The organism is Emticicia sp. TH156, assembly GCF_002855535.1.
GTDB classification, from domain to species: Bacteria; Bacteroidota; Bacteroidia; order Cytophagales; family Spirosomataceae; genus Emticicia; species Emticicia fluvialis.
Window position 1 is genome coordinate 75,455 of the sequence record NZ_PKRS01000007.1, and the last position, 15,164, is coordinate 90,618.

Genomic DNA, 15,164 nt, shown 5'->3' on the forward strand with positions numbered 1-15,164 from the left:
ATTAAACAACTTCATAATCACCCAGCAATTCAATCAGAAATGAATTAACATATAAGGCAAATTTGGCACCAGACAATAACTCTCTCAGGTGGATAAGGTCACAAAGGTGTAGCGTAAATGTATGATTTGTATTAGGTGCCTCAATGATGTCGAAGTCGGCCTCGTCAGATAAATCGTATAATTTATCTATAATATTAATGCTGTCAACCAGCCGTTTAAAATTTATAAAATTATGAATTTTAAATGCTGTGGTCATTCCTCCAAACTCAACAAAAATCCTGTTAGTCAGGTCACATTGCCAAACAATCCCTTTATTTGTTTTATGCAGCTCCGCTTTCATCCTATCCGGCACGTTTAGTTTTTCCATTTCTTCAAAACTCTGATTGACTGTAAAAATATTGCACTACAAAATTAGATGCTGTTTAGAATAAATCCAAATAAAATTAAAACTATTTGGAACTGGTCTAAATAATTATTATCTGTTTGTGCATACCTCTTAAAGTATTCCTTTTTTCTGGCGTCGAAACCTAATAAAGTTGCGTTTCACCTGTGAGTATTTATACTTATAGTAGCCAGATTACCTTTGCGGCTATTTCTTAGAAAAATGAAATCCGATAAAAATGCAATTTTGAAAAATATCAGTGCAATTTCAGGCCAATATTTATATTTTTTTTGTTAATTCGTCAAAAATAGGTTTCAAAAATAGTTGATGTATCATTAAAATTAGTAGATTTACAACATAATCACACTCAAAGAATTATTACAAACCAAGGCAATCTTAATATTTCTATAATTAATTGCATTTTTTAAAGAAAATAAAATTTTTCACTAAAATAATTGCTGTTTAAAGAATCTTATATTGTTTTTTGCATTTATATTTGTAACATATTCTTTGATCAATAACCGATACATCTTAAAAAATTACAACAATGTCAGTAGCTAAATTAGAGTACATCTGGCTTGACGGTTACAAACCAACTCAAAGCCTTCGCAGCAAAACCAAAATAGAAAAGAATTTCAGTGGCAAATTGGAAGATTGTGATATGTGGTCTTTCGATGGCTCTTCTACTGAACAAGCTCCTGGTGGTTCGTCTGACTGTTTATTGAAACCCGTTTTCATTTGTCCTGACCCTGCTCGTCTGGGAACCGGTTATTTAGTAATGTGCGAAGTATTGAACGCCGATGGTACTCCTCATGAGTCAAACGGTCGTGCTACTATTGAAGATGACGATAACGATTTTTGGTTCGGTTTTGAACAGGAGTATTTCTTGTGGAATCCGGAAACAAACAAACCGTTAGGCTTCCCGGCAAACGGCTACCCTGCTCCACAAGGCCAGTATTATTGCTCGGTTGGCGCTAACAACGCTTTCGGTCGTGATATCATTGAAGAACACCTGGAACTTTGTCTGCAAGCTGGTTTGAACGTTGAAGGTATCAACGCTGAGGTAGCTGCCGGACAATGGGAGTTTCAGGTATTTGCAAAAGGTGCAAAACAAGCAGGTGACGAAACCTGGATTGCACGTTATATGTTAGAAAGATTAGGTGAAAAATATAATGTTGCAATTAACTGGCATTGTAAGCCACTAGGCGCAACAGACTGGAATGGTTCTGGTATGCACGCAAACTTCTCAAACACTATTTTGAGAACTGCAGGCAAAAAAGAAACTTACGATATTATATGTCAGGCGTTCGCTCCATTTGTGAAAGAACACATTGCTGTTTACGGTGCCGATAACCACCTTCGTTTAACTGGTAAGCACGAAACACAATCAATTGACAAATTCTCTTACGGTGTGTCTGACCGCGGTGCGTCTATCCGTATCCCGATTGCAGCGGTTCAGAAAGGTTGGAAAGGCTGGTTGGAAGACCGTCGTCCAAACTCAGCGGCAGATCCATACAAAGTGGCTGCGCGTATTATCAAAACCGTTAAGACTGCAGAAGTATAAGACTTTTTCGAATAATATTTTGTTTACAAAGCCCCATTATCTTTTGATGGGGTTTTTGTTTTTTAATAGGTTATGGTTTTTGAAAACAACCAGACATTTCCACCCTGCCGCTCTTTAACTTCGCTTTCTAAAGTTAATCCCACTTTTTCTAATATTCTCACCGATGCCCTGTTCCGGCTATCTACGAAACCAATTATTTTTACGGGTTTCAGGGTTTCAAGTGCATAATCCATTAATGCCTGCGCCATTTCATAGGCTAATCCCCTGCCCCAGTAATCTTCAAAAAGACTGTAGCCAATTTCTACCACACCCGGCGATTCGACCGCCAGCTTGGCTAGACCGATTGTCTGGCCACTGGCAGCATCCAGTACAAAATAGTTACCGGCAATGGGCTCATCTGTAAATTTCAGATATCTTTCAATGGCTTCCTCTTTGGTTAAAGCGTGGCCGGTTATATATTTCATAACCGGGTAAGTAAACTGTGCATCTGTAAATAGGTCAACGCACGATTCGTTAATTTTCAGAAAGTTGAGTCTTGAACTTTTTAGCATAAAAAAGCATTGATTTTTTGGGTCGGTAGTATTGATACCATTGGTTTTCAATGATATATAAACAAATCTATTAATTTTAATTAAATTTGCACAGAAATTTGAATATATGAAGAAAGTAGCGTTTTATACGTTAGGCTGTAAACTTAATTATTCTGAAACCTCAACCATCGGGCGGATGTTTGAAGAGCGGGGGTATCAGAAAGTTGAGTTTAACCAACAACCTGATATTTTTATAATTAATACCTGCTCGGTTACCGAAAACGCAGACAAGAAGTGCAAAAAGATAGTTAAGGAAGCCAATAAAATAAACCCGGATGGCTACGTAGCTATTATAGGTTGTTATGCCCAGCTTAAACCAAAGGAAATTTCTGAAATTGAAGGCGTAGATGCGGTGCTGGGCGCTGCTGAAAAATTCAGGCTTATTGATATCATCGGCGATTTTGTAAAAGTGCCAAAACAGGCAAGCGCAAAAGTATATAATTCTAATATTGAAGAAGCCATTGATTACCATACTTCTTATTCATTGAATGACCGTACCCGTACTTTTCTGAAAGTTCAGGATGGCTGCGATTATCCTTGCGCTTATTGCACTATTCCACTGGCCAGAGGCAAAAGCCGCTCAGATACTATTCAGAATGTATTGAAAGCGGCCTCTGAAATTGCCCATAGAGGTGTAAAAGAAATTGTGCTTACGGGTGTAAACATCGGTGATTTCGGCCTGCAGCATGATGAAAGAAAAGAAACTTTTCTGGAACTGATAAAAGCGTTAGACGAAGTAGAAGGCATTGAAAGATTCAGGATTTCCAGCATCGAACCAAATTTGCTTACTGATGAAATCATTGAGTTTGTGGCGCAATCAAAACGTTTTGTACCGCATTTTCATATTCCTTTGCAGTCTGGCTCCAACAAAGTATTAGGGTTGATGCGCCGCAGGTACAAAAGAGAATTATATGCCGACAGGGTAACGAAAATTAAAGAGTTGATGCCTGACTGTTGTATTGGAGTTGATGTAATTGTAGGCCACCCGGGCGAAACTGACGAGGAGTTTCTGACTACCTACCAGTTCTTAAACGATTTAGATATTAGTTACCTGCACGTTTTTACTTACTCAGAGCGCCCTAATACAACCGCCTTGAGCATTAAACCCGTTGTACCTGCCAGCAAAAGAGCTGAACGCTCCAAAATGCTTCATATCCTTTCTGATAAGAAAAGACGCTTTTTCTACGAGCAGCAATTAAGCAAGTCTTTTTCGGTATTGTTTGAAGAAGATGTTGAAAACGGCTTGATGCAGGGCTTTACTGAAAACTATGTTCGTGTAGTTGCCAGGTACGACCCATTGCTAATCAACGAAACCAAGAAGGTTCAACTGGTTTCAATCAATGAAGAAATGCTGGTTGAAGTAGAAGAAGCCTACGAAGAACTGTTGCATGCTTAAATCTATTTATTAGTTATATTAAAGGATGTTTCTTAACCGAAGCATCCTTTTTTGTTTAATTCGTAACTATACAGCCAACTTTAGTCGGTGTAATGAATGATAGCCTTCTACAATCCATAATTCCTCTACTTACTCCACAAACCGTCAGTTTGTGACTAAAACTTTTTGCATGGTTGTTTTCATCTGCCAATTGTTTAGTATTTTTGTTTAGAGACATCTAATCAAAACATATCTATGAAAAAAGTACTCCTGGCAATCAACTTCATCATCATCTCTTCTCAACTGTCAGCACAGAAAATCATTAACCGCGACCCACAAATTGAGACAATCGTCAATCAGGTTTCAAGCGATAGCCTGAAAGCATATATAGACAAACTGGTAAGTTTTGGTACCAGAAGCACGCTATCAACCACTACAGACAACAAACGGGGTATTGGGGCCGCCCGTAAGTGGGTTTTAAGTAAGTTTCAGGAATTTGCCAGGCAATCAGATGGCCGTATGACCGCTTATATTGATACCTGGACGCTCCAGCCGGATGGTAAACGTGTAGATAAAACCATTGAGATTGGCAATGTAATGGCCACCTTAAAAGGCACCGACCCCACCGACAACCGGATTTTTATTGTAAGTGGCCATATAGACAGCCGTGTTACGGATGTAATGAACCGCGAAGCTGACGCACCCGGCGCTAATGATGATGGTAGTGGAACCGTTGCCGTTATTGAACTGGCACGTGTAATGGCAAAGTCTAAGTTTCCGGCAACTATTATTTTTGTAACCGTGAGCGGCGAAGAACAAGGGCTTTTGGGTGCGAATCATCTCGCAGAAAGAGCGGTTGCCGAAAACTGGAATATTGAAGGCGTGCTCAATAACGACATCATGGGTTCAAACCACAGCAATGAAACCAATATAATAGACAACACCCGTCTGCGGGTTTTCAGCGAGGGATTACCTGCCTTTGAGTTGGATAAAAAGGTGGGGGCAATCAGACAGTATGGCGTAGAGAATGACGGTAAAGCCCGCCAGCTGGCGCGTTATGTAAAAGAAACAGGTGAACGATACGTTGATAACCTGGAGGTGGTTATGATATACAGAAACGATCGTTTCTTACGTGGCGGCGACCACACCCCGTTTGTGAACAAAGGCTTTGCTGCTGTGCGTCTTTCTGAAATGAACGAGAATTTTTTGCGTCAGCATCAGGATTTACGCATTGAAAAAGGCATTGAAATTGGCGATCATGCCCGATACATGGATTTTGAATACCTCCGTAAAAACACGGCCATTAATGCTGCAACTCTGGCCAATCTGGCAAAGTCACCATCCATGCCGGAAGACGTAATTCTTGATGTGCGAGGCCTGGGTAATTCAACCAGTCTGCGCTGGAAAGCTTCAAAAACCGGCAAGGTAAAAGGATATTACGTTTTAATGCGTGAAACCGCCATGCCCTACTGGCAGAAGAAGTTCTTTACCACAGATGTAAAAATTACGCTGCCGTACTCTAAAGACAACTACTTTTTTGCAGTGCAGGCCGTTAGCGAAGACGGCAATGAGAGTTTACCGGTGCTGCCAAGAGTTGGTTTAAGAAATGCCGGTGAATAGCATTTACAAAACAAGGCACCCTCAATCAACCGGGTGCCTTGTTTTAATATAAACCGCTGGCTATAAAAATTTTACTTCTATTCCAACGTTTTTTGCCGCTAAAGCATCATTCAGGTAAACAACCTAATTAAATGAAAACATTTATAAAAATTTTCATGTTCGCCTTTGCTTTTGCGGCTTGTCAAAAAGATGCTGTTGTGCCTGAAAAACTGGTTGGCAAATGGAACCATACCTACCAGATTCAGACCAAAACCACCGATGGCTCCTGGAGCCAGTGGCAATATATCTCAACCTTTGCCGCTTTGGCGCCCATAGAATTTACAGCCAATGGCCGTTTCCTGCGCGACGGCAAAGATGGCGCAGAATGCTGCTCTGCCGGAAATAAATTTACTGTAGTAAACGAAAAGATAATTTTTTCAGACCTGAAAAGCTGCCCTTACGCAAGCTGTATGCCTTGCTCAGAATGGGGTATTCCACGCCTGGATACCGATACACTGGTTGCTGAAAGTTGCGGTACCAGGGTAAAGTACTCAAGAGCAAAATAATTTAGCCCCTTTCCCTAATTTTACTTAAAATGAAAAAACTGGTTGTTGCTCTGGGCATTACCATTGGCTTATTATCTTGTCAGTCAGACATTTCACCTAAGAAGTTAATCGGCGAATGGTCGCCCACTTATGAAATGCAACAAAAAGAAAATGGTAAATGGGGTAAATGGGTAACCATTAATACTTTAATGGCTTTACCCAACATAGAATTTAAAACCAGTGGTGCGTTTTTACGTGATGGTAAACCCGGAGCAGAATGTTGTAGCGCAGGTAACAAATACACTGTTAAAGATAAAACCATTTTCTTCTCTGACCTTAAAGATTGTCCGAATGTAAGTTGTGTAACCGGTCCGCAATGGACAATTTATCAGTTAGATTCAAAAGTAATGGTTATTGGAAGTGCAGAGAGCAGAAGCAAATACCTAAGGGTAAAATAAAAAAGGAACTACTCTTTTATAAAGGAATCTCAACTTGCAGATGTGATGCTGAGATTCCTTTTCTTATGTCATTTCTCTACCAACCGGTAATTAGATTAGCCACGAGAACCTATATAAAAGAAAATGCCCACTAATATAGCGGGCATTTTAACTTATGGAGTACAACAAAACCACAATAAAAGTACGGTTTAACCCGCAATTGTGATTTTGTTACATATTGGGTATATCTTCTGCGTTTAATTGCTTACGCACCAGCGGCCTCAAGAAGAGACTCATCGTGTTGGCTGATGTCAAGACCTTCTTTTTCGTCAGACTCGCTCACACGTAGTGGAAGAATTAAATCAGTAATTTTCAAAAGAACAAAAGACATGGCAAATGCAAACACCGAAACTACTACTAGCGCAATCATGTGATTAACAAATAGTTTTGATGTACCAAAGAACAATCCTTCGTCAGCTACGGCGCTGTTAACACCTTTGCTGGCAAAAATACCTGTCATAACCATACCAACCATACCACCAACACCATGGCAAGGGAACACGTCAAGCGTATCGTCCAGAGCTGTTTTGGTTTTAAGGTGCGCCAGGTAATTAGAGATAAGAGAGGCAATAGCTCCGATAAAGATTGAGTGAGGAATGGTAACAAATCCAGCCGCCGGAGTAATGGCAACTAAACCTACAACAACACCAATGCTAAAACCAAGTGCCGATACTTTTTTACCACGTGCGGCATCAAACAACACCCACGCCAAACCTGCAGCAGCAGCGGCAGTATTAGTAGTAGCAAAAGCAGAAGCAGCCAATGTACCTGCACTTAATGCTGAACCCGCATTGAAACCAAACCAACCGAACCAAAGTAAACCAGTACCTAACAATACATAAGGAATATTGGCAGGAGGCAAGAAACTGCTTTCAACGTGTGCACGACGACGTTTCAGGTAGATAGCGCCAGCCAATGCAGCCCAACCGGCCGACATGTGTACAACGGTACCACCGGCGAAGTCAAGCACACCCAGTTTGAAAAGGAAACCTTCAGGATGCCATGTCCAGTGCGCCAAAGGAGCATAGATAAACAAACTGAAAAGAATCATGAACAATACGTATGATTTGAAATTGATACGTTCTGCTAATGAACCCGTAACAAGGGCGGGTGTGATAACGGCAAATTTCAATTGGAAAAACGCAAAAACAACTAAAGGAATGGTTGGGGCAAGCGACCACGGTTTGCTTTCAAGCACACCTTTAAACATAAAGAAAGTAGTAGGGTCGCCAACAAAGCCACCAATTGAATCACCAAATGCAAGGCTAAAGCCAATTGTAACCCAAAGAATAGAAATAACACCCATAGCAATGAAGCTCTGAAGCATGGTTGAAATAACGTTTTTGGCGTTTACCATACCACCGTAAAAATATGCAAGACCTGGTGTCATGATAAGCACTAAGGCAGTACTTACAAGCATCCATGCTACGTCGGCGCCAACAATACCCTCTGTTACGATAGTAGAAGGTACAGCAGGCATAAATACCCCGGCAATTGCTATGGCAAGCAAAATAATGAGAGGGAGAGGATTTTTACGCATAATGTGTTTGGGTTTAAGTGTTGTACAAAAAGTAAAGGTTTATGTTTAGTTTAGGTTATTGAAAAAGTGTAATTGATTAAAACTTAAAGATTAGCGCACCACCAAAAGTAGACTGTGAGTCTTTAGTGAAGTTGCCATCTTTGTCCTGGAATTGCTGACCATCAGCCAATGAAGACTTGGCGTAGCTGTCAAGACGGAACTCAGGTTTGAACAACAGATTTTCAGAGATGGTAACATTTCCAGTTAATGTAAATGAATTAACCGAAGTACCGCCGCCTAGTCTTTTTGAGTTTTGCAAACCACGGATAGCGCTCAGGTTGTCAAAGTATTCATAACGACCACCCAAAGCAAATTTATCGGTAATTGCATATTGCGCATAGAAAGCTGCACCTCCCCAGGTCTTTTTGTTCTGGCTACCTGTAGCGGCATTTAAGCCTAACAATAATTTTTCAGTAATTTGATAAGAAGTAGTAACATCAAATAATGAATAGTAAGACTTCTCGGTAGTTCCTTCATCAGAACCAATCCAGTTCAGATACAAATTCCAGCCTTCAGCAGGGGAAATGTAGAATTGACCAATGATACCCAATTTGTCGTTGTTATCATCTTTAGAATCAACTCCGTTTACTAAACCTACCATTAATGATGATTTTTCAGAAGTAGCAAAGGTTGCTTTTAAACCTGTGTGGTAAAATGGACCATTACCAAAAAGGTTTGAAAGTGAGTAGTTAAAGTTAACCGGGGCATCAATAACTTCATAACCAATATGTGTACCAAACTGGCCAGCCGTTAAAGAGAATTTATCTGTGGCTTTCCAGGTAATGTAAGCCTGTTTGATAGCAAGCGCTGTACTGGTTGCGCCAGAAACCGGGCTGATAACGTTGGCGTAGTTGCCAAGGTCAGCATGGTTACCAAATACAAGGTCAATCACTGCGTCTACTTTTTCGGTTGAGTAAGACAATTTTGTTTGAGCAAGACCAACCTGAAACTGACCGGCTTTTTGGTCGAAAACGCGTTCGTAGCCTGAGGTACCTAAATTTGATCTTGATTTTGGATTATTAAAATTGGCGAAGAAGTAGGTATCAACGTAACCTGAGAATGTTAGTGGGTTTGTTTTTTCTGTGGTTGTTGTACTTTCTTGTGCTTGGGTCGCCGCTACTGTAAGCAACGATAATACTGTAAAAACTAATTTTTTCATAATAATCTTTGGTTTAAGTGGCGATTGTTTGAAACTGAATTTCAATGCAAATGTTTGGCAAAAATCTTTTATATCCAAATTTTATGTTCAAAAAAAATTAAAATATTACAACAAAATTGTTTTTTGCCAATTTCTGTGTGTAAAAAAATATAAAATATAAAAAAAGTGCAAGAATTTAACAAAACAAATATTCTATTGATTTTTATCTAATATTCAGTAGATTGTTTTGGAGTGCAATTATTTCTTAAATATGTACAATTGTAAGAATAAGCCACAAAAAAAGCCTGACGGTAATACCCGTCAGGCTTTAATAAGTGCGTCAGCTAGGCGCCTCTTTTATTTTTCAGGCTTCAGCATGAAGCCAAGCTTTTTTCGCTTCCAGCGTTTCGTCGTCTTCTACATTGTCCGGGTCTGGCACGCAACAATCAACCGGGCAAACGGCTGCACATTGCGGTTCTTCATGAAAACCATGGCATTCAGTACACTTATCAGACACTATATAATAAAACTCATCGGAAACGGGCGACATTGGATCTTTGCCTCCGATAATCGTTCCATCACCTAACTCTACCTCTGTCAATTTTGTTCCTCCACCCCATGTCCATTCCACTCCTCCTTCATAGATTGCCGTATTAGGGCATTCAGGTTCGCATGCACCACAATTGATACACTCGTCTGTAATCATAATTGCCATACTCTCTCTATATTTTTAGTAGTTATTTCAAATAATCAACAAATATACACCTTCAAAGTTTCAAATTAGTCGTATTTTTGTATGATTTTAAATAACAGGGTACTTTTTCCAAAAATAATGCAATTAAAAGATTTTATTGTTACATTTTCTCAATTAGGAGACTTCCTGCTCGATGAAAAGAATGCCGATGTGTTGAAGCAGTGGTCGGTGGCGGCGCGCAACGAAAATGCCTGGTTTACAGAAGATAATGTATTGTTATCGCTTCAAAATATAGCTCGTTATTACCTTACTAAAACTGAACTTGAAGATTTTGTTACAGCCAACAACTTAGCTGTTGCCAACCCATCTAAAAAAGTAGGTATTGTAATGGCTGGCAACATACCTTTGGTTGGGTTTCATGATTTGCTGTGCGTATTGCTGAGCGGTAATATTGCGCTGATTAAGCTCAGCTCTAGCGATTCGGTTCTGATGCGTATGCTCATTGCCAGATTGATTGCTATTAACTCTGCCATTGAGCCATACTTACAAATGGCTGATAAACTGAATACTGCCGATGCCGTAATTGCAACCGGAAGTGATAACACAGCAAAACACTTTGAATATTATTTTTCTAAGATTCCGCATATAATCCGTAAAAACCGGACTTCGGTAGCTGTACTGACAGGCAATGAAACAAGAACAGAGCTGGCGAATCTGGGTAATGATATTTTTCAGTATTTCGGGTTGGGGTGTAGAAACGTTTCAAAATTATATGTGCCGGCAGGCTATACATTTGATAAGTTCTATGAGTCAATAGAATACTGGAGCACCATCAGTATTCATCATAAATACAATAATAACTACGACTACAACAAGTCTGTATTACTAGTAAACAAAATTGCACATTTCGATAACGGTTTTTTACTGCTCCGCGAAGAGCCATCGCTTGTTTCGCCAATATCTGTCTGCTATTTTGAATATTACGAAAATGAAGCGCATCTGAAACAATTACTGGCTGAGCAGCAAGACAAAATACAATGTATTGTATCTGGCCAAAGACAAATTGAAAACAGTTTTGATTTTGGAGAGGCACAATGCCCTAAACTGAACGATTTTGCAGATGGCGTAAATACATTATCGTTTCTGAAAGGAATTTAACTGAATTTCAGCTTATTGTTTTTAAGGCATTTCATCGCTTTTTCGATTCCGTTTATGGTAAGCGGAAACATTCGGTCGTCAGACCAGTCTCTTATCAGTTTAATGCTGTGTGTATATTGCCAGTAGCCGTCGTTAATCGGGTTTAGCCAAACCAGATTCGGGAATTTATCTTTGAATCTTGACAACCAGGTTAAACCCGATTCTTCGTTATAATGCTCAACACTACCGCGTGGCTCTGACAACTCCCACTGAGACATGGAGGCATCGCCAACGAAGATAACTTTATAGTCTTTGTTATATTTATTCAGTATATCCCAGGTAGCTATTTTGTCTTCATATCTACGGGCATTATCTTTCCACATGGTTTCATAAATGCAATTATGAAAATAAAAGTACTCCAGATGCTTGAACTGATACTTAGCCGATGAAAACAAAGTTGAACATTCTTCAATAAAATCATCCATTGACCCACCTACATCCAACAACAGCAATACTTTTACCCTGTTTTGCCTGGAAGCCTGCATTTTAATATCAAGCAATCCGGCGTTCTGTGATGTCCGGTCAATTGTTTCTTCAATATTCAACTCATCTTCTACCCCGTCTCTGGTCAATATCCTGAGCCTTCTTAAGGCCATTTTGGTATTGCGGGTGTTCAGTTCAAGGTCATTATCATAGTTCTTAAAATCGCGTTTGTCCCAAACCTTTACTGCAGTTTTACCGCCGCCTTTCCCTCCTACCCGTACTCCGGCCGGGTTATACCCCGAGTTACCAAAAGGCGAAGTGCCTCCGGTACCTATCCATTTGCTTCCGCCTTCATGCCTTTCCTTTTGCTCATTTAACAAATCTCTGAGTCGTTCCAGCAATTGTTCAAGCCCTCCCGCTGCCTCAATGGCCTGTTTATCCGCTTCGCTCAACTCTTTCAAGAAATGGGCCTTCAACCAGTCTTCATTGATATTGGCCATCAGGCTTTCAACCGGCACACTTTCCATTTCTCCGAAAAACTCACCAAATAGTTTATCGTACAAATCAAGGTTTTGCTCGTGCTTTACAAAAATGGCTCTGCTTAAAAAATAAAACTCTTCTACATTGTATGCAATTACCTCTTTATTGAGCGCTTCCAACAGGGTCAGATGCTCTCTCAACGAAACAGGCAGATGATTGGCCTTTAAATGATAGAAGAAATCTAAAAGCAAAGCCTTAATAGTTTAAATTATTTGATTCCCTTTTCTCTTAATGCCTTGTACAAATCATAGTCAGATTCATTTTTCAGCAGCGCACCCAGATATGGCGGAATTTCATTCAATTTGCTTAAATCGTTCAGGTCGTCTGCCGACACCTTACCTGCCAGCAATAATTTAAGCCAGTCGATCAGCTCACTGGTAGAAGGCCTTTTTTTTAGATTTTTGATTTCTCTGATACCAAAGAAAGTCTTTAAAGCATTGGCAAGCAGGTTTTCTTCCAGACCCGGATAATGCACATCTACTATTTGTTGCATGGTTTCTTTATCCGGAAAACGAATGAAATGAAAAAAACAACGTCGCAAAAAGGCATCAGGCAGTTCTTTTTCATTGTTTGACGTAATGATAATAATCGGCCTGTGCCTGGCCCGAATGGTTTCTTTCAGTTCGTAGCAATAAAACTCCATCCGGTCAAGCTCCTGCAACAAATCATTCGGAAACTCAATATCCGCTTTATCAATTTCATCTATCAACAATACGCTGGGTTCATCAGTATCAAATGCTTCCCATATTTTACCCTTTTTGATATAATTTGCCACCTCATTTACCCGAGCATCACCCAGCTGGGAATCACGCAAGCGAGAAACGGCATCATATTCATAAAGCCCTTGCTGTGCAGTAGTGGTAGACTTTACATGCCACGTAAACAGCGGTCTGTTTAAAGCTCGTGCTACCTCAAACGCCAGCAGGGTTTTACCGGTGCCTGGTTCACCTTTAATTAACAATGGCCTTTGCAACGCCACCGCAGCATTCACTGCAGTTTGCAGTTCGCGGGTGGCTATATAATTATCGGTTCCTGTAAAACTTCCTGCCATGCTTTTATTTGCGGTTTATTCTTCTTCGCTGGTAAAGCTGTAAAGCGTATTATCTAGTTTAAGTGTACCTGCGTTGAAATCATTCACAAATTTAGTAACCACCTCATCGGTTATTTCTTCAACATTGAGCGAAACATCAAGCCCTATGCCGTATTCAAAGTCTTCGTCGATATCCAGAAACTCCGACACCTTAATTACCTCTTCTTCTTCCAGCTCTTCAATGATTTCTTCCAGCATCAGCTCCATATCTTCGGTCATTTTATAGTTGGCTTTGCGTCTGTCAACCTCTACATAGTTCGGGTAGGCCTTTTTCATTCTTTCTTCGGCTTCTTCAAAAACCAGACTGCTGTGGTTCAGACGCAAGGTGCTGATAACGGCATCATAGATTACCTCTGCGCCATCATGCTTACCAACAAACTGAATATGGGCAAACTCGCCGGAGTCACTCATGCCATCTTCGTCTTCTACTACTATATAGTTCTGCCCTTCTGCTTTGCATTCAGCTTTCAGTTCGGCTATTTCTGCGGGGTCAAATCCTTCGTTTTTCATACAATTAGATTTTAAATGTGAGATTATATGCTTTAACGCAAATTAATGTCTTTTACAATAATCAGGGTGATTCAATGAATATAACAAAGGTCTGACCACTGCCAGACCTCCGTGTATCGTTTAAAACAACTTTCTATCTAAATCAAAGTTTTCCAGGTAATCAGATACCCGCTTCACAAACTGGCCGCCAAGCGAGCCATCAACCACGCGGTGATCATAAGAATGCGAAATAATCATTTTCTGTCTGATGCCAATCGTATCGCCATGTGCGGTTTCAATTACCGATACTTTCTTTTGAATAACACCAAACGCCAGTATAGAAACCTGTGGCTGCATAATAATTGGTGTACCGGCAATGTTACCAAATGAACCTATGTTAGAGATTGACAAGGTGCCGTCAGACAAATCGTCGGCCTTTAGCTTATTGCCTCTGGCTCTTTGTGCCAGCTCATTTACTTTTTTTGTTAGGCCAATCAGGCTGTAAGAGTCTGCCTCATGTATAACCGGAACAATAAGGTTACCGCTTGGTAATGCTACCGCCATACCGATATTGATTTTACCTTTGCGGATAATCCTGTCTCCGTCTATCTGAATATTAATCATCGGAAAATCCTTGATGGCTTTCACAACCGCCTCAATCAGCAATGGCGTAAAGGTGATATTCTCTCCGGTTTCCTGCTGAAATTTGGTCTTTATTTTGTCTCTCCATAAGGCCACGTTGGTCATGTCGGTTTCTACAAATGAAGTAACATGCGCCGAAATCCGCTTCGATTCAATCATCCGCTCGGCAATCATTTTCCGCATACGGTCCATTTCAATAATCTGGTCGGTGGCCTGTGGTGTATAGTTACTCGTGGTTGCAACCGGTTGCGCTACAGATGCTACACTTTTTTTATCATTTTTCAGTTGCACATAAGCCAGAATATCATCTTTGGTAACACGGTTTTCAATGCCTGTACCTTTCAGGCTTTCCAGCTCTTCAATAGATATATTCTCTTCCCTGGCTATGTTCTGCACCAGTGGCGAATAAAACCTGCCGCTCAGCGAGTTTACCTTTGGTTCGGCGTTTTCAAGAATTACATTCGTTAGTTTCGCCTGTTGCTCCAGCTCTGCCGCCAGTATCTCCGGTTCTTTTTCTTCTATGACAACCACTGCATCAGCAGTTTTTTCTTTGGCTGCAGCAGCCTGAACAGCATCTGTTTCAATAATACATATAGGTTTGCCTATGGTGGCTATTTCTCCTTGTTTTACCAGTATTTCTTTAATAACGCCATCGTATTGTGAGCCTATCTCGGTATCAATCTTGTCTGTAGCCACTTCCAGAATCATTTCATCTTGTTCTATTGTGTCGCCCACATTCTTCAACCAGTTCAGGACAGTACATTCAAATATACTTTCGCCCATTTTTGGCATTATCATTTCTACAAGAGCCATATTCTTT

Annotated in this window: 15 protein-coding genes; 6 read left to right on the top strand and 9 right to left on the bottom strand. The window is 40.3% G+C overall.

Annotated features, from left to right (window positions below; all coding sequences use genetic code 11):
* Nucleotide 1: 1 nt before the first annotated feature.
* Nucleotides 2-367 carry a hypothetical protein gene (locus C0V77_RS13980; protein WP_229236282.1) on the bottom strand — a complete coding sequence of 122 codons (366 nt, stop codon included), beginning with the start codon at nt 365-367 and terminating at the stop codon, nt 2-4.
* 562 nt (nt 368-929) lie between these two features.
* Between C0V77_RS13980 and C0V77_RS13985 the strand changes: the two genes are divergently transcribed.
* Nucleotides 930-1,946, top strand: coding sequence for a glutamine synthetase beta-grasp domain-containing protein (locus C0V77_RS13985; RefSeq protein ID WP_101726962.1), 1,017 nt, complete (start codon nt 930-932; stop codon nt 1,944-1,946).
* Between the two features lie 62 nt (nt 1,947-2,008).
* Here C0V77_RS13985 and C0V77_RS13990 read toward each other — a convergent pair whose 3' ends face one another.
* Entirely contained in the window at nt 2,009-2,497 is a 489-nt protein-coding gene (locus C0V77_RS13990; protein ID WP_143706099.1) for a GNAT family N-acetyltransferase, read from the bottom strand.
* A gap of 106 nt (nt 2,498-2,603) precedes the next feature.
* Between C0V77_RS13990 and mtaB the strand changes: the two genes are divergently transcribed.
* From mtaB to C0V77_RS14010, 4 genes are all read left to right on the top strand, one after another.
* Nucleotides 2,604-3,932 (top strand): tRNA (N(6)-L-threonylcarbamoyladenosine(37)-C(2))-methylthiotransferase MtaB, encoded by a 1,329-nt coding sequence (gene mtaB, locus C0V77_RS13995; RefSeq protein WP_101726964.1) that lies wholly within the window; start codon nt 2,604-2,606, stop codon nt 3,930-3,932.
* 234 nt (nt 3,933-4,166) lie between these two features.
* Nucleotides 4,167-5,531 carry a M20/M25/M40 family metallo-hydrolase gene (locus tag C0V77_RS14000; protein WP_101726965.1) on the top strand — a complete coding sequence of 455 codons (1,365 nt, stop codon included), beginning with the start codon at nt 4,167-4,169 and terminating at the stop codon, nt 5,529-5,531.
* Nucleotides 5,532-5,662: 131 nt separating this feature from the next.
* On the top strand, nt 5,663-6,076 hold the full coding sequence (locus tag C0V77_RS14005) for a hypothetical protein (RefSeq protein WP_101726966.1): 414 nt from the start codon (nt 5,663-5,665) through the stop codon (nt 6,074-6,076).
* A 29-nt stretch (nt 6,077-6,105) separates the two neighbouring features.
* Nucleotides 6,106-6,513 (top strand): hypothetical protein, encoded by a 408-nt coding sequence (locus C0V77_RS14010; protein ID WP_101726967.1) that lies wholly within the window; start codon nt 6,106-6,108, stop codon nt 6,511-6,513.
* Nucleotides 6,514-6,757: 244 nt separating this feature from the next.
* Here C0V77_RS14010 and C0V77_RS14015 read toward each other — a convergent pair whose 3' ends face one another.
* The 3 genes from C0V77_RS14015 to C0V77_RS14025 all read right to left on the bottom strand — a co-directional run bounded on the left by C0V77_RS14015 (nt 6,758) and on the right by C0V77_RS14025 (nt 9,984).
* Entirely contained in the window at nt 6,758-8,092 is a 1,335-nt protein-coding gene (locus C0V77_RS14015; RefSeq protein ID WP_409012793.1) for an ammonium transporter, read from the bottom strand.
* A 76-nt stretch (nt 8,093-8,168) separates the two neighbouring features.
* Entirely contained in the window at nt 8,169-9,290 is a 1,122-nt protein-coding gene (locus C0V77_RS14020; RefSeq protein ID WP_101727199.1) for a porin, read from the bottom strand.
* 343 nt (nt 9,291-9,633) lie between these two features.
* Nucleotides 9,634-9,984, bottom strand: coding sequence for a 4Fe-4S dicluster domain-containing protein (locus tag C0V77_RS14025; RefSeq protein WP_101726969.1), 351 nt, complete (start codon nt 9,982-9,984; stop codon nt 9,634-9,636).
* Between the two features lie 117 nt (nt 9,985-10,101).
* Between C0V77_RS14025 and C0V77_RS14030 the strand changes: the two genes are divergently transcribed.
* Complete coding sequence (locus tag C0V77_RS14030) at nt 10,102-11,121, top strand: acyl-CoA reductase (RefSeq protein WP_101727200.1); 1,020 nt, start codon at nt 10,102-10,104, stop codon at nt 11,119-11,121.
* Here the strand turns inward: C0V77_RS14030 and C0V77_RS14035 are convergent.
* The 4 genes from C0V77_RS14035 to C0V77_RS14050 form a co-directional block, all read right to left on the bottom strand.
* On the bottom strand, nt 11,118-12,314 hold the full coding sequence (locus C0V77_RS14035; protein WP_101726970.1) for a VWA domain-containing protein: 1,197 nt from the start codon (nt 12,312-12,314) through the stop codon (nt 11,118-11,120). The genes C0V77_RS14030 and C0V77_RS14035 overlap by 4 nt on opposite strands.
* A 17-nt stretch (nt 12,315-12,331) precedes the next feature.
* Nucleotides 12,332-13,174, bottom strand: a complete 843-nt coding sequence (locus C0V77_RS14040) for a MoxR family ATPase (RefSeq protein WP_101726971.1) — start codon at nt 13,172-13,174, stop codon at nt 12,332-12,334.
* A gap of 15 nt (nt 13,175-13,189) precedes the next feature.
* Entirely contained in the window at nt 13,190-13,723 is a 534-nt protein-coding gene (locus tag C0V77_RS14045) for a hypothetical protein (RefSeq protein WP_101726972.1), read from the bottom strand.
* 120 nt (nt 13,724-13,843) lie between these two features.
* A complete protein-coding gene (locus C0V77_RS14050) occupies nt 13,844-15,157 on the bottom strand; it encodes a dihydrolipoamide acetyltransferase family protein (protein ID WP_101726973.1) in 1,314 nt (437 codons plus the stop codon).
* Nucleotides 15,158-15,164: the final 7 nt, after the last annotated feature.